This is a genomic window from Helicobacter sp. 23-1044, assembly GCF_053654695.1.
Window position 1 is genome coordinate 118,936 of record NZ_JBSIUQ010000001.1, and the last position, 21,364, is coordinate 140,299.

The window sequence follows — 21,364 nt, forward strand, 5'->3', positions numbered from 1 at the left end:
CTTCTAGCAAAAAATCGGCGGTTGCACTACTGCAACCTTGAATCCGATTTTTTGCACCACGAAGCGGACGAGTTTTGGGTGCTTCGCACGATTGATTTTTACTAGATTTTGCATTCGCAGAATCTAATGGATTGCCACGATTTGCCTTTGGCAAATCTCGCAATGACGAAGCGGGGGTAGATTCTGCGAATTTATTTGCGATTTTTGTGCTAGATTCTGCGTTTTTCTCTAAATCTACGCAATGATTACCCAAAGGCGAATTGCCTAAATTGCTTTTTGATTCATCAATATTGCCATCCAAAAAATGCACTTCTCTATTTGCAAAAGAAGCCATTTCAGGCTCGTGCGTTACCATCAAAATGGTAATCCCCAAATCCTTATTTAGCCACTGCAAAATCTTCATAATTTCCACACTGCGCTTCGTATCCAAATTACCTGTGGGCTCATCAGCTAGTAAAAACAAAGGCTTACTTGCAATCGCCCGTGCAATCGCCACGCGCTGTTGCTGTCCGCCACTAAGTTTATTTGAAGTGTGATTTACAAAAGCCTCTAACCCTACCATTTTCAACGCTTCAAATGCGATTTTTTGTCGCTGCGCCTTTGGCGTCCCACGATATAAAAGTGGCAATTCGACATTTTCTAGCGCAGTTGTGCGGGGCAGTAGATTAAATCCCTGAAATATAAAGCCGATAAAATGTCGCCGTAAAAGTGCGCGTTCATTGCGGACAAGCGAAAAAACGCTCACATTTTCAAAGAGATATTCCCCGCTTGTGGCGACATCAAGGCAACCCAAAATATTTGCCATCGTGCTTTTGCCAGAGCCGCTAGGTCCCATAAGCGCGACAAAATCGCCCTTTTCAATCTCCAAATTCACGCCTTTAAGCGCACGAAACGCGCTTTGCCCCTCGCCATAAGTTTTTGTGATATTGCTTAATTTTATAAACATTTTTGTGCCTTTTTTATTGTGAATCTTTGCCTAAATCCCACGCGAATCGCTACTTTTTGCTATCATCTTTTTGGATAATGACTTGCGAATCTGTGGTTAGATTGTCGCTTAAAATCTGCGCACTTTTGCCATTTGTAATGCCAATCTCAATTTCGATTTCTTTTGGTGCGCCGTTTTCTAAAATCCAAATCGTGCCTTTGTTGCCGATGTTTGAATACGAGCGTTTATTGCGCTTGGGCGGTCCCATCATAGACATTGCGTTGCCCTTTTTTTCTACCTCGTTTGGATTGAAAAGCAATGCTTGATATGGGATAATTAGCGCGTTTTTCACAGCGGCGGTTTTGATTGTCGCTGTGGCACTCATTCCGGGTCGAAGTAGAAGTTTTGAATTATCCACATAAGTTGTAACTTCGTAGCTTATGATATTTGAGCTTGTTGTGCTTGAGCTTGATGAGCTACTAGTGGTAGAGCTTGAATCGGCGAAATTTACCTTTGCAACTTTGGCGATGAATTTTTCGTTTGGATAGGCATCGACATTAAATTCGACTTCTTGGTTTATTTTGACTTTGCCGACATCTGCCTCTAGGACGCTAGAAATTAGCTTCATTTTGGTTAAATCCTGTGCGATTGTAAAAAGTGTCGGCGTTGAAAAACTAGCCGCAACGGTTTGCCCTGGGTCGATTGAACGGACAAGCACGATTCCATTTGTAGGGCTTGTGATTATGGCGTTTTTTACATCGATTTTGGCGGATTTTAGCGAAGTTTCAAGTTGGCGAATCGAAGCCTTTCGTATGTCGATATTTGCAAGCGCACTTTTATACTCTAACTCAGCGGTTTTTAACTGCAACTGCGAAGGCGATTTGCCGTCCGTTTTTTCAAACAAATCCTTATAATTTTCATAAGTCCATTTTTTGTTTTCAAGCGTAACTTGTGCGCTTGTAAGCTCCGCCTTTGCGCTTTGCAACTGCGCTTCAAAGTTATCGACTGCTTGGTCTAATTTCTCTGGGTCGATTTTTGCCAAAATCTGCCCTTTTTTCACCTCGTCATTCACATCGACAAGCACTTCATAAATCGTCCCTGATATTTGTGAGCCGACTTCAACCGTGTCTGTGGGCGAAAGTGTCCCTGTCGCGCTTACATCTTGGCTAATATCGCCACGCGTAGGATTTTGCGTGATATAGCGCACATTGCCTTTGCCAAATCCGTTTATAAAAAGCGCCACCATAATCGCTACCACTGCGATGATTGCTACCACCACAATGATTTTTTTTGTGTTTGTTTTTTTGTTTGGTTTGATTGTATTGTAAATGTTTGTCATTTTATTTTCCTTGTAATTTTAATGTGTTATTTTGCTCGTTCGTGGATTGCTTCGTTGCACTCGCTTCGCTTCGTGCGCCTCGCAATGACAAATCGGGCGAATCTTTTGCTATTATATCATCATCGTTGCCTCCAACGGCGCGATATAGATAAATTATCGCGCTTATCGCATTAAAATGCGCTGTATTGCTTGATTTTATCATCGCCAAATTGTTGTTTGTGGCAAGTAAATATTCTGCCTTGTCAATTAGCCCAGCATAATAGCTCTGCTCCAAAAGCTCCAAAACCTCGTCATTTTGGGAGAGAATCTCTAAACTCGTTTTAAGATTCGCCCTATTTGTTTCAAGCGAATAAATGGCATTTTCAATCTCGCTAAACGCCGTATTCACGCCCTTTTGCAACGAATAATATGCCTCTAGGCGCGTGTAATCGCTGATTTTGATATTTTCATAAATCTCAAAGCGCGAAAATAACGGCATTGCAAGGGACGCCAAAATATTATACACAAAATCCGCAGGTTGCAAAAACGCCTTGCCAAGCGAACCGCTCACATTTAGCGTGGGATACATTTGCGCTTTGGCGGAGTTGAGATTATGCACAGCGGCATTTAAAGACGCGATTTGCGCTGAAATATCAGGGCGATTTAGGATAATATTTGCGCTAGAATTTAGATTCACGCTAAAATTTGGAATATCAAAGGATTGTGGCATTATCACAAAATAGCTACTTTTTTGCGCGTCCTGCGAAACTTCATCTGTGATATACGAATCTTCAAAAACAAAATTGCGATTGTTTATCAAAGTGCGAATCTCATTTTTTTTGGCTTCATAGTCGTTTAGTAGCGTGTTTAAGCTTTGCTCTTCGCTTTGCATATCTGCTTTTTTCTCCAAAAAATCACTAAAAGAAACCAACCCATTTTTATACATAAAATCCATAATTTCAAGCATTTCGCGGTAGTTTATAACGCGCTCTTTTGTCAAAACGATATTATTTTGCAAATATTTGAGATTAAAATACGCTAGTGCAATGTCGCTAATTAGGGAGATTTGAAAATATTTTAGATTGCTTTTTGCGACATCTAATTGCTGATATTGTGCGTCCGTTACGGAGGCATATTTGCCAAAAATATCCAACTCCCAAGATGCCATAAGATTCGTATTGATAGTCGAATCGCCGTTGTAGCTATAACTCGCACTTGCGCTAATATCTGGAATCTGCTTTGAAATGGCTAATCGCACTTGCGATTCGGCAGATTTTATTCTCGTCTCATAGATGAAAATATCGCTATTTTGCGACAATGCGCTATGAATTAGATTTTTTAAATTATCATCATTAAAAACTTTAAACAGCGAATCCGTGCGCTCCGCATTTTGCGAATAAATATTGCGAAAATCGCCCATTTCAAAGTCGCTTTTTAAAGATTCTGCGGTATAAGTCGCGCTACACGCATTAAAAAGAAGGTTTGTCAAAGCAAAAATGGCGCAAAAGATGACTTTTTTCATAAAATGCCTTTAATTTTGTAAATCTCAAAGCGAAATTTTAATAAAATAATTGTGAAATATTTGTGAAATAAAGGCGAAGTTATGAAAGATTCTGCGAAAAATGCGAAAAAATCGGCGTTAGATTCTGCGAAAATTTTAAAAGATTCTACGAAAAAAACCGCATTAGATTCTGCGAAAAATCCCGTGCTATTTTTGATTATCCCTTGCTATAACGAGCAAGAAGTCATTAAATTAAGCATTGAGACTATTGATAAAAAAATGCGCGATTTAATCGAATCTAACGCGATTAGCAAAAAAAGCAAAATTGTTTTTGTGAATGACGGAAGCAAAGATTTAACGCTATCTTTGCTAAAAAAGCACAAAACAAAGCAAATGCAAATTGTCTCTTTAAGCACAAACAAAGGACACCAAAACGCGCTGTTAGCGGGACTTTCTTATGCAAAAGACAAATGCGATTGCGTAGTGAGTTTGGATTGCGATTTGCAAGATGATATAAATTTAATCGATAGATTCGTGGAGAGTTACAAACAAGGCTATGAGGTGATTTATGGCGTGAGAAGCGACAGAAAAGAGGATAGCTTTTTTAAGCGAAGCACGGCAAATGCGTTTTATGGACTTATGAAAATTTTGGGCGCGGACATCGTGCATAATCACGCGGATTATCGGCTTCTCTCAAATCGCGCGTTGGGGCATTTGCTAGAATTTAGCGAGGTTAATCTATTTTTGCGAGGCATCGTGCCACTGATAGGATTTAAATCCACAAAACTATATTACAAGCGAATCGCGCGTGTGGCAGGCGTTTCCAAATATCCATTTTTCAAAATGCTAAGTTTTGCAATCGATGGAATCACAAGTTTTAGCATAAAACCACTGCGAATCCTAACGCTTTTGGGTGCGTTAATCGCATTTTTTAGCTTGTGCGTGGGCGTGTGGGCGTTCATCACAAAAATATCAGGCGAAGCGGTAAGCGGGTGGACATCAATGGTAATTTCGATGTATTTTTTAGGCGGGATTCAACTGCTTGGGCTTGGGATTATCGGCGAATACATAGGCAAAATCTACCGCGAAACCAAACGAAGACCGCTATATTTTGTAGAAGAAATCGTGGAATAGATGGCAATTTGTTCTGGGGTATGCAATTTGCGCCGTTTTCACGCAAAACTGCGCTCAATGAACCACCAAGTTCTATTTCGCTTGTTTCGCATAAAAACGGCGCAAAGCACCACCGCCATTACTTCGATTGTTTGTTTAGATTCTACGATTATTTTGTCATTCTGAGCGAAGCGAAAAATCTCAAATTCTCCCCCTCCCTTGCGGAGGGGGACAAAGGGGGTGGGTAAAAAACAACCAAAATCACAGATTCTCCGATTTTCGTGCGATTCGCAGAATCTATCGCAATTTTGTCATTCTGAGCGAAGCGAAGAATCTCTAAAAAAAATCCGTCATTGCGAGAAAATGAGCGTAGCGAATTTTCGTGGCAATCTATGGCGCAATTAAAAGATTTGGATTGCCACGATTTTGCTACGCAAAATCTCGCAATGACGAAGAGTAATGCAGATTCTGCGATTCGCACAAAAATCGCAGAATCTACCACAAAATCCACGCATATCCCGCCCAATCTATCGCCGTTTTTTCGCCCCAAGTCCTTGCCAAAAGCGCAAAAATATCGCCCTTCGGTAGCAATCGATGATTTTATTCACCACTTCGCGCGCCCTTTGAAATCGCACATATCGCTTTTCTAAATTCATCCGCCACTGCCCAAAACCGCGCGCGTAGGGATTATCCGCGCTAAAAATCTCTCGCAAAAACTCCGCCAATCTCTTTTCGCCCTTCTCCACAACATTTGAGTCCAAAATCAAAGGTTCATTTAACATCGCAAGATAGGCACTCTCATCGCTATCCAAATATTTGATAAACTCCACAAACTCGCCCACACTCGCAAAATCCGCAAAATTCACAAATGCCTTTTTGTTAAAAATCGCGCCATCATCGATAAAACGCCCAAGATTCTGCGAATCTACACTATGAAATCCCCCCCCCCAATAGATAGGCACAGAATCTGCCTTTTTGGCATCGATGATTTTTTCTGTCACATATCCCGCTGTGTCGGAGTTTTCAAAGCAAATGTTGAATTTATATTTGCGTAAAAATGCGATTTTATCATCCGCCAAAAATCCCACATTGTTTTTGAAACGCCCCGCAGAATCGACTTTTTTATACACGCTTAACGCCTCAAATACCGCGCTTCGCAACTCATCTGCCTTGCCATTGCTAACTACAAAACTGCAAAATTTGCGCTTGGCAAACTCCGCGTCAAAGGCACTTTTTTGATAAATCGCGCTATTTTTATCCACGCCAACTAAATTTCGCAGGTAATACGGATAGCGCAAATGCCGCGCACCAAAGTCCAAATAATCGTAAGTTATCGCATAGTCGCAGAAATTAAAGTCGGCGCGACAATTTTCCGCCGTGTGAAAAATGCGAACGCAATCATAGTGAATGTGGCGCGTGCCAAACACGCTATACACGATAAATTGCGGGTTTTTCTCATCGATGATAAACTCAAACTCATCGCCACAATTTTCGCTATTTTCTTTCAGCACTCGCGAAAATAACGCCAAGTCATCGCCCCCGCATCCATCTATAAATGCGATTTTGATTTGTTTCATTTTTTGTCCTTTTAGTTTTTTAGATTCTGCGATTTTCGTGCTAGATTCTAGCGTAGATTCTGCGATTTTGCGTTAGATTCGCAGAATCTCATATTTCGCCAAATCTCACGATTCGCAAAATCGCTCATCAATCTCACACGCCCTTTGCGCGAAATCCTCCGCCTTTTGCAAGTCCGCCTCCACCGCCTCGCCAGAGGCATAAATCCCCGCCACGCTTTGACAAGCATTCGCATCGCCCCTAGCACACGCCTCTTCGTAGAGTTCGATAGCGTCATTAAAGCGCATTTTGGCGAGAAACGCACTCTCCCTAACGCCCTGCCCGTAAAGATACGAAATGCCTAAATTAAAGCACCCATCGGCGTTTCGCAACTCACACGCACGAGAAAAGTAAGTATTTGCCACTTCAAAATTTTTGATTTTCGCATAGATTGCCCCCGCATTCACGCACCCAAGCGCACTTCGCAAATCACACCCGCGCTTATAATACGCAATCGCAGAATCCACTCGCACCTCCACGCCCACGCCATTTTCATAAATGTATCCAAGCGTAAAGCAGGACTGCGCGCCCTTTTTGTCGCAGGATTTTTTAAGAAAATCGATGGTTTGCTCGCACTGCGCGACATCGCCACCCTTGCACGCTTCAAGCGTTAGCGCGTCATCGCTTGCTTGCATCGCCAAAATCATCGCACCTTGCGCAAGTGCCAAGCCAAAAAGCATAAATTCTCCATAAATCACATATTTTGCAATATCGCTAATCGCGCTTCTAAATCGGCGTTATGCTGTATTTTGCGAAATTTAGCGATTTTGATAAGCACCGCAACGCCATAAATTTGCGACAAAATATGAAAAAATAAGGCGACTTTATTAACTTGCGTTTTTTTTGTATTATGCGCGGAAATTTTAAATAAAAGGATAATGGATGAAAAAGTTAATTTACGCCCTTGTGGCAATAATGTGTGGCGTGTGTGCTGTAAATGCTGGTGAATTGCAAGATTTGTGGTGCGAAGATGAGAGTTTATCATATTGTATAAAGCACTTTGATAGGCAATGCGATTCTAAAAATTATCTTGCTTGTGGTATTGTGGGAGCTTTGCACGATGAATTAGAGCAATATAGCGAATCAAAAAAATACTTTGAATTAGTTTGTGATAAAGCAAATAGTAAATCTACCTTTCAAGCAGAGCTAATAGATGGTAGTTTGGGTCCAAAACTCCCCGCTATTAAAACAATGCAACTTGTTTGCGGTGATTTAGCAAAGCATTATTTGAACGGCTGGGGTGTTAGGCAAGATTTTGCCAAAGCATTGCAATATAATAAAAAGGCTTGTGGTTTGGGCGAAGCAGAATCTTGTGCTTGGGCTGGTAGAGAGTATTTTTTTGGTAAAAATGTAAAACAGGATTTAAAATTAGCAAAAAGCTATTTTGAAAAGTCCTGTGAAATGCAAAATGGTTTGGGTTGCTGGGGGGCTAGGTGTAATGTATGGTAATGGCGAAGGTGTCCCAAAAAATCTCTCCAAAGCAAAAGAATATTTTGGCAAAGCCTGTGATTTTGGCGAACAAGTTGGCTGTGATTATTATAAAAAGCTAAATGAAAGGGGTGTGAGATGAATAGAGAAGATATGAATGGCGACTTATTAAATGTATTGGTAGAATGTGAAAGTTTTTCGCCAAACAAAGACAAAAAGATAATTTTATATAAATCGCTTAACAATTTATTGCATAGCGAACTTGATGGGCGATACAAAATTAGCAAGGGTTATGTAATATATAACGATAAAATCAGCCCTTTGATGGATTTGATAGTTTATAGTGGCAATGAGATTTATAAAAATGATGAGTTTGCTATCATAGAATCGCACCAAATTAAGGCAATTTTTACGCTTATTGATAAGTTTAAAATCGATAAATTTTACAGCATAATTGCGAATCTTTGCAAAATCAAAGCGCAGATAAATCACAATATCTTTGCTGGAATCGTTTGCTATCCGTGCGAAAATTTAAGCGTTGATGATTTTGTAGGCTTTAAAGATAGATTTGAGCAAAAATTGCAACGCATATTTACCAAATACAAATCATTTGTAGATTGCGCTAGTTTTAGCAAAGTTTGGTTTATGCGAAAGGAACACAGCGATGAGCCAAGTGCAGAATGCTCTGATGTGCATTTTATAGAGTTTTATAATCTAAATTTGCCTTATATCCCAAGCGTATCTAGCTATAAATATTTGCTTGGGAATCTTAAAAAACATTTAGAGTTAAGTGCAGATGATTGTTTCTCGCACCCTGATGGCAAGGGTGAATCCGAAGCAGTGCGAATCATATTGGCAAAAACGCTAAAAGATAAAATTTAACATTGAAAGGGGAAATAATGATGAAAAAGATAATATTCGCCCTTGTGGCGATAATGTGTGGCGTGTGTGCTGTAAATGCTGGTGAGATGCAAGATTTTTGGTGCGAAGATGAGAGTTTATCGTATTGCATAAAGCACTATGATAAACAATGCGATGCTAAAAATTATGGTGCTTGTGTTACGGTGGGAATTTTGCACTATGAATTAGAGCAATATAGCGAATCTAAAAAATACTTTGAATTAGTTTGCGATAAAGCAAATAGCAAAGATAGTTTTCAATTTGAGCTAATCGATGGTAGTTTAACTCCAAAACACCCCGCTATTAAAGCAATGCAACTTACTTGTGGTGTGTTAGCAAAGTATTATTCTAACGGCTTTGGCGTTAGGCAAGATAAAAGCAAAGCATTGCAATATAATAAAAAGGCTTGTGGTTTGGGCGAAGCAGAATCTTGTGCTTGGGCTGGTAGAGAGTATTTTTTTGGTAAAAATGTAAAACAGGATTTAAAATTAGCAAAAAGCTATTTTGAAAAGTCCTGTGAAATGCAAAATGGTTTGGGTTGCTGGGGGCTAGGTGTAATGTATGGTAATGGCGAAGGTGTCCCAAAAAATCTCTCCAAAGCAAAAGAATATTTTGGCAAAGCCTGTGATTTTGGCGAACAAGTTGGCTGTGATTATTATAAAAAGCTAAATGAAAGGGGTGTGAGATAAGCTGGCGTTTATCATTGCGAGGCGTGAAAATTTTTGTAGATTCGCGTGAAAAATCCCGTCATTGTGAGGCGAATCGCAGATTCGCCGAAGCAATCCACTAATGAGACTTGTGAATCAAAGGTGAATCGCGGACTTTGTGCGAATCTAAATGTAAAATTTATCGATTCGCTTTTGGGATATTGATTCGTTTTGCCTTTTAGATTCGCGTGTTTTGGATTGCCACGCTCGTTTCACTCGCTCGCAATGACGACATAATCACGCCAAATTCTACGATTCACAGAATCTCGCAATACCACAATCACATTTCTCCTTTGATTCACACAAATCTAACGCACTTTTTTTAATGCAACGCCGTATTTAGCTCGATTTGGACTTTGCTACGAAATGCCGTCATCGCCCCACTCTTTGAATCCTGCCTAAAATGCACGCCGTTTTTGCCAGATAGCTCACGCCCCTTGTAAAGGCAACTTTCCTTTATCTCAAAGTCATCGTTAATCTCGAGGATTTTTTGCGCTTCTTCTTGCGAAATATAAAAAATCGTTCCAGCAAGGACGGCGATTCCGCCATCTACCACGCACCCATCGCCTAACGAAATCCCTGTGGAGCTATTCACACCAAGCAGACAATTTTTGCCGATGCTGATAGGATTTGCGTTGCCACCGCTTAGCACGCCCAAAATACTCGCGCCACCACCCACATCTGTGCCTTCGCCCACAATCACGCTTGAACTTATGCGCCCTTCATTCATACATTTGCCGACAACACCAGCATTGAAATTCACATAGCTAGCACCGGGCATTTGCGTATAGCCACCGCTACCCAAATACGCACCAAAGCGGGTTTTCGCCGAATCAAGCAGGCGGATATTGTCATATTGCGGGATTACCTGCATTAAATAGCGTGGGAATTTATCTACAAAGTCGATTCGCGGGAACTTACCAGCGATTTTGAGTGCGATTTCATTTTGGCGCAAATATTCTAACTGATATGGCGTATTGCCACTCCACGCGATATTTTCTAGCAATCCAAAAATGCCATCCAAATTCAAAGAGCGCAATTTCGCCTTGCCTAGCGACAGCGCAAGTAGCTTCATATAGCTAGATTCGACACTCTCGCACTGCGCGTCATTATAAAGCACCACAAATCGAAACGGCGACTTGCAACAATCCAAATTCGCCTGTTTTTGCAACTCTAATAGCACTTGAATATTTTTGTGCGCGGATTTATCGGCTAGTGATTCGGCTAAAAATGGCGTAAAAAGCTCTAACGCATTTTTTACCACAGCCGAATCCACGCGGTAAATCGCTTCATTTTCGCTTTTTGCGATTAGATTTTGTGGTGCTTTTTCAAGCGCGTGGCATAGCACAGCATAAGAGCCCAAATTCTCGCACTTTTCGCCCACGCGCCAATTTAGCACGGGATAAGTCGCCTGTAAAACCTTTGAATCGCCCTTTGATTCGCAACCGCAAGATTTGCCATTTGATTCGCGCAAATCGCCATACGATTCGCCTAAATCCACCCGCGCAATCCCAAACCCAAGCGGCTCTCTAAACTTCGCGCCCTCGCTTTTCACAAACTTCTTAAACTCTTCTTTTGTCATTTTTTACTCCTTAAATTTAATTTTTCAAAATCGCGGTAGATTTTTCTACGAATTGAGCTGGTTTATAGCTCATTTTTGCCTTGCGTAGCCCCTCAATCCCCAAATCCTCCTCGCGATTTACGAAACGCAAATGCGCCCATTCATTTTTCAAAAACTGCTGATTTATTGCCTGATAAATCCCCGCATAAAAGGTGTTGCCCTTTTCGATGTGAATGACAACCGAATCCGCGTTGATTTGCTCTCCAAGCGAAAATGCCGCGATTTTGCCATCAATGCGAATTGCCCCGCCCTTCATATCAAGCTGCGTAAAATTCTCCAAACTCGCCTTAATGCCAAGCATTTCATTTTGCAAACCCTCGCTTTTATCGCTATTTTCAAACCACTTTTGATACGCGCCAAGCACTTCTAGCGCATTCGCAGAATCTATGCGCTCGTAACTAAAATTTGGATAGAGATTAAAAAAGCGATTTAGATGATTTTTTTTCTTGTGTAACGCCCGTCCGCTTAATAAAATCAAATCTTCCACATTATAAATATAGTCGAATCTATCGCGGTTTGGGGTGATTTCAAAGGCATTTGGAAAGAGATTTTCTAACTCCGTGCTTTGATTTTGCTCTAAACTGCGAAGCGAAAAGGGCATTTGATTATCCAAAAAATACTCTTTCATTTTTAAAATTGCGTTTTTGTGATTGCCCCGCCCAAGCGGATAAAAGATAAATGGATAGGATTCGTTAGGGAATTTTGTCAGCACCACAAGGCAATCATCGATTATCGCGTATTTTATGCTCCGCGAAAAGTGCCAAATGTAGAGATTGCCAAAGAGCATATCACTCGCCTCCACGCGCTGTGCGTGGAAAAAATCCGCGATAATGCCCTTTTTATCGATGCTAATGTCAAAAAATTGCACCCCTACGCCCCCATACGCCTTTGGATTTCAAGCACGATATCAAAGCCGTTATTTAGCGCACTTGCGATTGAACCGCCACTTTTGAAAAGCAAATCCCCTGCCACAAAGATATTTTTCACGCTTGATTCACACGAATCGCTTACAATAGGCACTCCCGCTTCATCTAACTCCAAATTGCATTTTTTTAAGAAATCAATCGGCGCGACACCGCCGATTGCATAGACTATTTTGTCATAAACTTCGCTTGTGCCGTCTGTGAAATTGACTTTGGGCTTTTTAGCTCCGTTAATGTCGCAAGATTCAAGGCTCTCAATGTCAATGCCTAATTTTGTCTTTAATTTGCCCGAATCTATGCTTTTAAAAAGCATTTCGCGGTTTGTGTCGTTGATTCGGCTAAATTCTGTGCGCCGATAATTCAAAGTCGCGTCATTTTTTTCTGCCAAAAAGTAGGCATATTCTACCGCAGAGTTGCCACCACCGACAATTAGGACTTTTTCGCCTTGATTTATGGAGTTTGCGTTAAAAAAGACTTTATCGCGAATTTCAAGCGGGATAGGGTAGCTTGGCTTATTTGGCACACCCATTTTGCCTATCGAAATCACCACAAATCGCGCTTTTAGCTCATCGCCACTTGTGCAATGAAGCGTGAAAATCCCATTTTCGCTACTCACACTCTCAATCTCGCTCTTAAAGCGGACATCAATATTATTTGTCGCCAAAATCTTATCAAACAAATCAAGCGTGGATTCTTTTGTGCCATCCATAAAATAAATATTACCATTCAAATCCACCTTTTTGCCCTTGTAGTCCTTATCTACGCGCTTGTTGTCCTTGTAAAATTTGCGAATGGTAGTTGAGTGATTTTCGCCCTTTTCGCACAAAATCACATCATCGATTTTGCAAATCACGCTCTCAACCGCTGCTGCGATTCCGCCCGGTCCTCCGCCGATAATGGCGATATTGTGAATTTTCATTTGTTATCCTTTCAAATTTAAATTTAATATTTTCGCAGAATCTAATGCGATTTTGGCGAAAAATTCGCAGAATCTGCGCTAGATTCTGCGTTTTTGGTATATTTCGCCGAATTTCGCTTTAATTCATTACGATATGCGTCATTTAGCTCATCTACGCTATCCATCAAAAGTCCTTGTGTGAATTTTTTTTCATCATCAAATTGCCCACTGCGTAGCCCCCAAATAAATGCAATCAGCCCCAAAAGCCCAATTAGCAAGGACACGCCAAGCATTACGGCAATCATTCCGCTATTCATTTTTGCCACCTTTTAGGATTCGCTACGAATCTTATCTAGCGCAAAATCTCGCGCAATTTGCAGGGCTTCTTTAATCTTGTGCGGATTTTTCCCGCCAGCAGTGGCAAAGTCATCTCTGCCGCCACCGCCACCGCCCAAAATCGCACAAACGCCCTTAATCCACTCTTTTGCCGATAGATTTGCCACGCCATTTACGCCACAGCTAATGCTAATCTTGCCATTGTCGTTTGCAATAAGCATAATGGCGACTTTTGGATTTTCCTTTTTTGCTTCATCGATGATTGCCTTAATGTTTAGATTTGCCGCTACTTCCACAATCATCAGTTTCACTTCATCAATCATCTCAAAATTTAGGCTTTTTACGCTTGAATCTGTCTTGCTTTTGGCATCTTTGTATTTTTGGATATTTTCTTTTAATTTGGCAATTCCGCCCATAATATCGCTATTTTTTAGCACTTCACGGGCATTTGTCAAAATCGCCAAATTTTCTTTGGTGTAGTTATATCCTGCTTTTCCGCACACAGCTTCGATTCGGCGCACTCCGCTTGAAATGCCACTCTCTTTTGTAATGTAAAAATTGCCGATTTGCGCGGTATTTTTGATATGAATCCCACCGCAAAGCTCACAACTTGCAAGGTTTTCATCATCACCAAAGCTCACCACGCGCACAACTTCGCCATATTTTTCGCCAAAAAGTGCGATTGCGCCGCCCTTTTTAGCGTCATTTAGCGACATAAAATCCACCTTTGAATCAAGCGCGGAGAAAATCATATTATTCACTTCCGCTTCGATAGCATTTAGCTCATTTTTGCTTAACGCCTTTGGGTGCGTGATGTCAAAGCGCAAACGATTCGCCTCTACCAAACTCCCAGCTTGTGTGATATGAGAACCCAAAATCTTTCGCAAGGCAGAATGAAGCAAATGTGTTGCGCTGTGGTGTTTGGCGATTTCTATGCGATTCGCGCTAACTCTCACCTCCACCAAATCGCCCACTTTTAGTTCGCTACTCGTGCTAATCTCGCTGATATTTAGCCCAAAATATTTTTTGGTATAAATGACATTTGCGACTTTTTTGCCACGCATAAAAATCTCGCCACTATCGCCAACAGGTCCCCCACCCTCCGCATAAAGCGGGGTTGAATCTAAGAAAATATATCCATCGCCATCCAAACACTCCACGCGCCGATAATTTATATCAAGCAATCCCAAAATCTTGCTATGTGCGCTATCTGATTCGTAGCCGATGAATTTATTTTCTCCAAATTCTTCTAGCAACGCGCCAAAATCGCCATTTTTGACTTCATCGCCAGAGCCCTTCCAGCTTTTTTTGGAGCGCGATTTTTGCGCCTCCATACATTCATTAAATGCGTCCATATCCACTGCAATGTCGCACTCACGCAACATATCCTGCGTCAAATCTAATGGGAAGCCGTAAGTGTCGTAAAGTTTAAATGCACTAGCTCCGCTAAATACGCTCACACCGCGCTTTTTTGCCGAATCTAACTCGGCAGAAAATAGCTCCATTCCTGATTCGATTGTGGCTAAAAATCGCTCTTCCTCTAACTTGCACTGCTCCATAATGTGCGCTTTTTTGTCCTCCAAATACGCATAATGCGCCATAGATTCGCAAAGCGCGGGGATTAGCTTGTATAAAAATGCCTCTTTTAGCCCTAGCAAATATCCGTGTCGCAATGCCCTGCGCAAGATTCGGCGCAAGACATATCCGCGCCCATCTTTGTCAAAATTCACGCCTTGCGCTAATAAAAACGCAATGCTTCTTATATGGTCGGCTATCACGCGAAAAGACGCCTTAAACTCATTGCTGTAAGGCTTACCCGTGAGATTTTCGCACTCACTCATCAAAGGCGCAAAAAGCGAAGTATCAAAATTATTTAGTTTGCCTTCAATTAGCGCAATCACGCGCTCTAACCCCATTCCCGTATCAATGCTAGGGCGTGGGAGTGGGCGTAAGTTGCCATTTTTGTCTCTCTCATATTGCATAAAAACCAAATTCCAAATCTCTAAAAATCTATCGCCATCACCGCCAAAATAATCCTCCGCACCCCCAAAATGCGCCTCCCCTTGGTCGATATAAATCTCACTGCAAGGTCCGCAAGGTCCTACTTCGCCCATTTGCCAGAAATTGTCCTTATCGCCAAAGCGTTTGATTTTGTCCTTTTCCACGAACTTTTTCCACAAGCCAAACGCTTCATCATCGCTGTGGTGGATACTAATATAAATCTTATCTTTTGAAAATCCTAGCTCACGCGTGATAAACTGCCACGCAAACTCTATCACTTCCTCTTTGAAATAATCTCCAAAGCTAAAATTCCCAAGCATTTCAAAAAGCGTGTGATGACGCGCCGTGTAGCCGACATTTTCTAAGTCATTGTGTTTGCCACCAGCGCGAATGCAGAGTTGCGAACTCGTGGCGCGGGGGATTTTTGGCGCAGGGATTTTGCCTGTGAAAATATCCTTAAACTGCACCATTCCCGCATTTGTGAAAAGCAAACTCGCATCATTTGGCACTAACGGCATCGAATCATAGACTTGATGCCCGTGCGCCTTGAAATAATCCAAAAATTTCTCTCTAATATCCAAACGATAATCCTTCTTTAAAAAAGCACGGATTGTATAAAAAAAGTGTTAAGATTCTGCTTAAAAAAGGCGAATTTTTTTATGTATAATTGCGCTTTTAAATTTCAAAATTTAAAGGATTTCATAATGTATAATCCCCCCCCCCCGTAGCGAATATGGCGAATTAGATTCAGCGAAAAATGCGATAGATTCTGCGAAATTAGCCTTAAATCTCACTTATCTCATCACAAACGAGAACGAAAACACTCTCATAAATCGCCTATCAAATCTCATAGCTCCATATGCTAAAAAACGACCCAAGAGAGAATATTGCTCATCAATCCCCACACATATAGATTTTAGCATAGATTCATTGCTAGAAATTTTGGGCGTAAATCCAAGCAAAAATAGCCTAACATTTTGCATTTATGACCCTTATAGTGAGCGGTATTTGCCCCGCGAAATTATCGAATTGCTAAAAAGCGACAATCTTTCAAATTTAGGCGATTACTCCACGCCACGAGGATTTTTATGTATGTCGCTTATCAAAGCATTAGAATCTAGTGTCGATGCGTTTAGTAGCATTTTAGATAAAATCATTGATTACCACACGAGCTTTTTGGATGGCAATTTTAGCGAATCTAGCGATGATTTAGACGAATCTAGCGCATTCCCACAGCGATTGCAAAGCATTATAGATTCAAACTACACTAGCGATTTAAGTGATGAATTTTATAGCGACGTTCAAAGCGATTTGGATAAATTACAACGCATAAAATCAAAGTTAGCTTCATACAATTCAAAGCGCGATTTCCAAAAAAGCAAAAAATTCAAAGCCCTAAAAAAACTCATAAATTCTTGCAACGACATAAAGAGTGAAAAGCTCATCATTTTTACAGAGAGCATAGTTACCGCAGATGCGCTCACAGACGCACTAAAAGCGACTTTTTCGCATTTAAGTATCGAATCTATCACAGGCAACACAAGCTCAAAGGATTTTAGCAATTTTAAAAAGCGATTTTCGCCAAAATCCTTGCATTATGAGCTAAAAGATGGCGAGTGTGAAATCGACATTTTAGTCGCCACAGATTGTCTAAGCGAGGGGCAAAACTTGCAAGATTGCGCAAACTTGCTAAATTGGGACATTGCGTTTAATCCTGTTCGTGCGATTCAGCGAATCGGACGGATTTGGCGCATTGGCTCAAAGCACGAGCTAAACAATATCACGCATTTTTTCCCCGATATGAAGTTAGAAGAATATATCGATTTAGAAGCAAAGCTCCGCTACAAATTAGAAGCGGCAAACTCCGCAACCGCGCTAGAAAATCCATTTTCGATAAATGAGAAAAAATACAGCGCGCACAAAGATTTACGCGCAAAACAGCTAAAAGCAATGGAGAGCGAATTTATCGCATTAGAGCCAGAATCTAACGCCTTTGCCAATCTCTCAAATCTCTTTGATTTTACCACTCCACCGCCTAGCCATTTGCAAAATGGCATTTTTTCGATTGCGCTCAATTCGTCATTGCGAGATTTGCCAACGGCAAATCGTGGCAATCTAGATTCCCAAAACCTACTTTTCGCACTTTTAGAAAATATAGATTCACACACAAAATCTATCGAGCAACTATATCCGTGCATTTATGATATTTCAAGCGAGATTTTGCACCCAAGCGTGAGCCAAACTGACAAATACGCAAATCTTTTCCAAATCCTCCCACTAAAAAAACTCACGCAAAAGCCACCACAAGAAGCAATCACTTCTCTTGAAACGCTTACCAACGATTACAGAGATATTGGCGTGTTAAAGCGTATTTTTGCAGATTTGACAAAGCAGTTAAACGAGCAGATTCAAAGCTATGATTCGCTCATAGAGGGGAGCAAGCAAAGCGATGGCGGATTATTTTTTGTCGAATCCAAAAGATTTCGCCTAATCGCGTGGCTTTTAATCAACCCAGATTTTAGCGCACCGCAATTTCAAAATCCACAATTCCAAAATCCACAAAAACAAAACGGAGGCACAAAATGAGCATACAAAACCTTTTAGCAAATCTCTATCCTGTGAATCAAGCGCATTTTAAAGCATTTTTGGATAGCAACTTTGCCCTGCAAAATCTAGGACTTGCTTCAAACGCACCACTATCAAAAGACGAAAATCTAATCAAAAATCTAAGCGATTTTGATTTTGCAAACGCCATTATTTACGCTACAAACGCCGATAGAGAGGGCGCACTAAAACCTAGCGAAAAAACTAACCATAAAAATCTAGCCTTTACGCTTATAGAGCTACAACCTAATTCGTCATTGCGAGATTTGCCAACGGCAAATCGTGGCAATCCAAAATCCATTTCACACAAAAAAGCCGATTTGATACGCGCCACCCGTGCGATAAACTCCGCTATCCCAAGCTATAACATTATCTTTTTTGTAAGCCCTACGCATTTATCCATAGCCTTTGCCACACGCCGATTTCACGCCAAGCGCATTATCCATACAGACATTATCCAAAAAATCACACTCATAAAAGACATAGATTTAGCCCACCCAAGCCACGCTCACTGCAAAAATTTAGTGCAAATCGCCCAAATCAAACCAAAAGAAGTAGATATTTATTACAGCGAGATTTTAGAAACTTTAAGCATTTCAAGCCTAAACAAAGCATTTTACAAAGAAATTTTCGCGCATTTTGCGGATTTTGTAGAAAATCTCACATTGCCAAACACAAGCGATGAGCAAACCAAGCGTGATTTTGTCCTGCGCCTATTTTCACGCATTTTGTTTTGTAAATTTTTGGAGAAAAAGAGCATTATAGATTCTGCGATTTGGGATAGTGCTTTGAGTGCAAATTATTATCACGAAGTGTTAGAGCCACTCTTTTTTACCACGCTAAACACGCCAAAAGATTCACGCGATTATGGATTTTTGCCCACGCAAATCACTAGCCTTTTAAGCGCGATTCCCTACCTAAATGGCGGATTATTTAGCCCACAGGACAATGACTTTTATGATTCACAAAATCCAAATGTAAATATCAATTCGCTACACATTTCAAACGCCCTATTTAGCGAACTTTTTGCCACGCTTAATCGCTATCATTTCACTATCGATGAGGCAGATGAGAGTGCGGAGGAAGTGGCATTAGACCCCGAGCTTTTGGGGCAGATTTTTGAGAGTCTTTTATCCCAGCTTTTTACGGATAATAAGCTAGAAAAGCTAGATAAAAACACACTTCGCAAAGCCACAGGGAGCTACTACACGCCCCGCGAAATCGTGCGCTATATGGTGCGTAGCGCGATTTTATCGCATTTGCAAACCACACTAAAAGACAAAGTAGATTCACAATTTTTAGAAAATCTTGTATTTGATAAAACACCCACCCCTAAATCCCCTCCGCAAGGGAGGGGACTTGAATTTGTTTCCCCCTCCCTTGCGGAGGTTGAATCAACTTGTCCCCCCTCCCTTGCGGAGGGGGCTAGGGGGTGGGTAAATCCCAAAGATTCCGCGCTAATCCTACAAGAGCTAAGCACCCTAAAAATCCTAGACCCCGCTTGTGGCAGTGGCGCATTTCCTATGGGGATTTTGAGTGAGATTATCCGCCTCCAAAGCGATTTAGGCGACACACGCCCACCTTATACGCGCAAATTAGAGATTTTGCAAAATTGCATTTATGGCGTGGATATTCAGCCTATGGCTACCGAAATCGTGCGACTTCGGTGCTTTCTCTCCCTTATCATCGATGAGGATTTTAGCCATAGCAAAGAGCCAAATCCACTCCCAAATTTAGAATTTAAATTCATCTCTGCAAATTCGCTTTTGCCTTTGCAGACTTCATTGCAAGATTCGCGTGGCAGACAGCTTGGCAGCGATATTTACGAAAAAGGCTTGATAGAATTGCAACAAATCCGCGCTGAAACATTTACTAGCCACGACAAAATCGCCCTCCAATCAAAATACAAAGCCACGATAGACAAAATCGCAAAGGATTTATTTTTTGAAGCGCAGGGCGAGATGCCACTCACCAAATGGAATCCCTTTAATCCCAACGATATAGCGCAATTTTTCGATAGTGCGTATATGTTTGGCGTAGAATCTTTTGACATTGTCATCGGCAATCCGCCCTATATCCGCCAAGAATCTATCCCCAACAAACAAGCGATTTTATCCGCATTTGCAGATTTTGCGTGTAGCACCGCAGATATTTACACCTACTTTTTTGCCAAAGCCATAGATTTGCTCGCACCACAAGGCATTCTCACTTACATCGTTAGCAACAAATTCGCCCGCGCAGGCTATGGCAAAAACTTGCGCTCATTATTATTGCGCCACACCATTGAATCCTACACAGATTTTAATGGTATAAAAATCTTTGAAAACGCTATCGTAGATTCGTGCATACTCCAAGTATCAAAGTCCGCACCACAAGGCAACCAAATCCGCTATGCCAAAGATTTATCATCTAAAAATTGCGATTGTATCCCCCAAGATTGCTTAAACGCCGAAGCCTTTATCTTTGTAGATTCGCACACCCTAGCTTTAAAACAAAAGATTGAAAAAATCGGCACACCGCTTAAAGAATGGGATATTGAAATCTATCGTGGCGTTTTAACGGGCTACAATGAAGCCTTTATCATCGATAGCGCGACAAAAGAAGCGATTTTAGATTCGTGCGATAATAGCATAAAAAGCCCCCTCCCCTGCGGAGGGGGTTTGGGGGTGGGTTTGACAGAGCGAGAGCGCACAGAGCAAATCATAAAGCCCATTTTGCGCGGACGCGACATTAAAAGATATAGCTATGAATGGGCGAATCTGTGGTTGATAAATACGCACAACGGCTACACTTCGCAAAATGGCAAACAAATCCAAGCCATTGACATAAACGATTATTTAACACTCAAAAAATATTTAGATAACTTTTATCCAAAATTAGAAAAACGCACCGACAAAGGCGCAACGCCGTATAATTTGCGAAATTGCGCATATTTGGAGGATTTTGAGAAAGAAAAGATTGTGTGGGCTGAAATGACAAAAGAATCGTGTTTTATTTATGATACAAGCGGATTTTTCATAAATCAAACTTGCTATTTTATCCCCAATGCAAATAAATATCTTTTGGCTTTACTAAATTCAAAATTGATTTATTTTTATATGCAACAAATCGCTAGTGGATTAGGCGATGGCGCATTTAGATGGATAAAACAATATATCGAAAAACTCCCTATCCCGAATCTAGATTCAAAAGAAAAGCAAAAAATCGCCGATGAGATTGTGAATCTAGTCGATAAAATTTTAGAATCCAAATCACAAGGCAAAGACACAACCCAACTACAATCCCAAATCAACTCACTAATCTATGCCCTCTACGCGCTAGATTCTAATGAAATCCAAATCGCAGAATCTTGCAATAACAAATGCAATTTCACGCATTTTGGCTCTTATGTGAATCAAATGTGAATCACCCCACCAACGCATTTGCATTTTTAGCTATAATTCGCTACAATCCGCGCTTTTTAATCCACGATTTT

General features: G+C 41.0%; 20 protein-coding genes and 1 pseudogene. 10 read left to right on the forward strand and 11 right to left on the reverse strand.

Features of this window, described 5'->3' with window-relative positions; genetic code table 11:
* Window positions 1–274 precede the first annotated feature (274 nt).
* From ACWIUD_RS00740 to ACWIUD_RS00750, 3 genes and pseudogenes are all read right to left on the reverse strand, one after another.
* A pseudogene (locus ACWIUD_RS00740) lies at window positions 275–946 on the reverse strand (ABC transporter ATP-binding protein); the annotation flags it as partial.
* A 49-nt stretch (window positions 947–995) separates the two neighbouring features.
* Window positions 996–2,264, reverse strand: a complete 1,269-nt coding sequence (locus ACWIUD_RS00745; protein ID WP_454145724.1) for an efflux RND transporter periplasmic adaptor subunit — start codon at window positions 2,262–2,264, stop codon at window positions 996–998.
* A 1-nt stretch (window position 2,265) separates the two neighbouring features.
* Window positions 2,266–3,765, reverse strand: a complete 1,500-nt coding sequence (locus ACWIUD_RS00750) for a TolC family protein (RefSeq protein ID WP_454145726.1) — start codon at window positions 3,763–3,765, stop codon at window positions 2,266–2,268.
* An 81-nt stretch (window positions 3,766–3,846) separates the two neighbouring features.
* Here ACWIUD_RS00750 and ACWIUD_RS00755 point away from each other — a divergent pair, with 81 nt between their 5' ends.
* Both ACWIUD_RS00755 and ACWIUD_RS00760 read left to right on the forward strand, forming a co-directional pair.
* On the forward strand, window positions 3,847–4,878 hold the full coding sequence (locus ACWIUD_RS00755; protein WP_454145728.1) for a glycosyltransferase family 2 protein: 1,032 nt from the start codon (window positions 3,847–3,849) through the stop codon (window positions 4,876–4,878).
* A complete protein-coding gene (locus tag ACWIUD_RS00760) occupies window positions 4,879–5,043 on the forward strand; it encodes a hypothetical protein (protein ID WP_454145730.1) in 165 nt (54 codons plus the stop codon).
* On the opposite strand, the gene ACWIUD_RS00765 is transcribed toward ACWIUD_RS00760, so the two are convergent.
* The 3 genes from ACWIUD_RS00765 to ACWIUD_RS00775 form a co-directional block, all read right to left on the reverse strand.
* Complete coding sequence (locus ACWIUD_RS00765) at window positions 5,027–5,383, reverse strand: hypothetical protein (protein ID WP_454145732.1); 357 nt, start codon at window positions 5,381–5,383, stop codon at window positions 5,027–5,029. The genes ACWIUD_RS00760 and ACWIUD_RS00765 overlap by 17 nt on opposite strands.
* 1 nt (window position 5,384) lies before the next feature.
* Window positions 5,385–6,434 carry a glycosyltransferase family 10 domain-containing protein gene (locus ACWIUD_RS00770; protein ID WP_454145734.1) on the reverse strand — a complete coding sequence of 350 codons (1,050 nt, stop codon included), beginning with the start codon at window positions 6,432–6,434 and terminating at the stop codon, window positions 5,385–5,387.
* Window positions 6,435–6,539: 105 nt separating this feature from the next.
* Window positions 6,540–7,151: a tetratricopeptide repeat protein gene (locus ACWIUD_RS00775; RefSeq protein WP_454145736.1), complete on the reverse strand. Its 612-nt coding sequence runs from the start codon at window positions 7,149–7,151 to the stop codon at window positions 6,540–6,542.
* A 202-nt stretch (window positions 7,152–7,353) separates the two neighbouring features.
* Here ACWIUD_RS00775 and ACWIUD_RS00780 point away from each other — a divergent pair, with 202 nt between their 5' ends.
* The 6 genes from ACWIUD_RS00780 to ACWIUD_RS00805 are packed head-to-tail and all read left to right on the forward strand — an operon-like array spanning window position 7,354 to window position 9,832.
* Entirely contained in the window at window positions 7,354–7,920 is a 567-nt protein-coding gene (locus tag ACWIUD_RS00780) for a tetratricopeptide repeat protein (RefSeq protein ID WP_454145738.1), read from the forward strand.
* Entirely contained in the window at window positions 7,910–8,041 is a 132-nt protein-coding gene (locus ACWIUD_RS00785; RefSeq protein ID WP_454145740.1) for a Sel1 repeat protein, read from the forward strand. The genes ACWIUD_RS00780 and ACWIUD_RS00785 overlap by 11 nt, the downstream gene beginning before the upstream one ends.
* Window positions 8,038–8,781: a hypothetical protein gene (locus ACWIUD_RS00790; RefSeq protein WP_454145742.1), complete on the forward strand. Its 744-nt coding sequence runs from the start codon at window positions 8,038–8,040 to the stop codon at window positions 8,779–8,781. The genes ACWIUD_RS00785 and ACWIUD_RS00790 overlap by 4 nt, the downstream gene beginning before the upstream one ends.
* A 20-nt stretch (window positions 8,782–8,801) precedes the next feature.
* The gene (locus ACWIUD_RS00795) at window positions 8,802–9,488 is read left to right on the forward strand and encodes a tetratricopeptide repeat protein (RefSeq protein WP_454145744.1); all 687 of its coding nucleotides are present in this window, start codon (window positions 8,802–8,804) and stop codon (window positions 9,486–9,488) included.
* Window positions 9,489–9,533: 45 nt separating this feature from the next.
* Window positions 9,534–9,671, forward strand: a complete 138-nt coding sequence (locus ACWIUD_RS00800) for a hypothetical protein (protein ID WP_454145746.1) — start codon at window positions 9,534–9,536, stop codon at window positions 9,669–9,671.
* Window positions 9,672–9,694: 23 nt separating this feature from the next.
* Window positions 9,695–9,832, forward strand: coding sequence for a hypothetical protein (locus ACWIUD_RS00805; RefSeq protein ID WP_454145748.1), 138 nt, complete (start codon window positions 9,695–9,697; stop codon window positions 9,830–9,832).
* On the opposite strand, the gene ACWIUD_RS00810 is transcribed toward ACWIUD_RS00805, so the two are convergent.
* From ACWIUD_RS00810 to alaS, 5 genes are read right to left on the reverse strand one after another with little or no spacing between them, the layout of a single operon-like run.
* Window positions 9,829–11,088, reverse strand: coding sequence for a tetrahydrodipicolinate N-succinyltransferase N-terminal domain-containing protein (locus ACWIUD_RS00810; protein ID WP_454145750.1), 1,260 nt, complete (start codon window positions 11,086–11,088; stop codon window positions 9,829–9,831). The two genes, ACWIUD_RS00805 and ACWIUD_RS00810, sit on opposite strands and share 4 nt — an antisense overlap.
* 16 nt (window positions 11,089–11,104) lie before the next feature.
* On the reverse strand, window positions 11,105–11,995 hold the full coding sequence (locus ACWIUD_RS00815) for a DUF2156 domain-containing protein (protein ID WP_454145752.1): 891 nt from the start codon (window positions 11,993–11,995) through the stop codon (window positions 11,105–11,107).
* Window positions 11,996–11,997: 2 nt separating this feature from the next.
* On the reverse strand, window positions 11,998–12,969 hold the full coding sequence (locus ACWIUD_RS00820) for an NAD(P)-binding domain-containing protein (RefSeq protein WP_454145754.1): 972 nt from the start codon (window positions 12,967–12,969) through the stop codon (window positions 11,998–12,000).
* A 41-nt stretch (window positions 12,970–13,010) separates the two neighbouring features.
* The gene (gene ccoS / locus ACWIUD_RS00825; RefSeq protein WP_454145756.1) at window positions 13,011–13,265 is read right to left on the reverse strand and encodes a cbb3-type cytochrome oxidase assembly protein CcoS; all 255 of its coding nucleotides are present in this window, start codon (window positions 13,263–13,265) and stop codon (window positions 13,011–13,013) included.
* A gap of 12 nt (window positions 13,266–13,277) precedes the next feature.
* Window positions 13,278–15,866, reverse strand: a complete 2,589-nt coding sequence (gene alaS, locus ACWIUD_RS00830) for an alanine--tRNA ligase (RefSeq protein ID WP_454145758.1) — start codon at window positions 15,864–15,866, stop codon at window positions 13,278–13,280.
* A 349-nt stretch (window positions 15,867–16,215) separates the two neighbouring features.
* On the opposite strand from alaS, the gene ACWIUD_RS00835 reads away from it, so the two are divergent.
* Both ACWIUD_RS00835 and ACWIUD_RS00840 read left to right on the forward strand, forming a co-directional pair.
* The gene (locus ACWIUD_RS00835; RefSeq protein WP_454145760.1) at window positions 16,216–17,871 is read left to right on the forward strand and encodes a C-terminal helicase domain-containing protein; all 1,656 of its coding nucleotides are present in this window, start codon (window positions 16,216–16,218) and stop codon (window positions 17,869–17,871) included.
* On the forward strand, window positions 17,868–21,293 hold the full coding sequence (locus ACWIUD_RS00840) for an Eco57I restriction-modification methylase domain-containing protein (RefSeq protein ID WP_454145762.1): 3,426 nt from the start codon (window positions 17,868–17,870) through the stop codon (window positions 21,291–21,293). The genes ACWIUD_RS00835 and ACWIUD_RS00840 overlap by 4 nt, the downstream gene beginning before the upstream one ends.
* The last annotated feature ends 71 nt before the right edge of the window (window positions 21,294–21,364 follow it).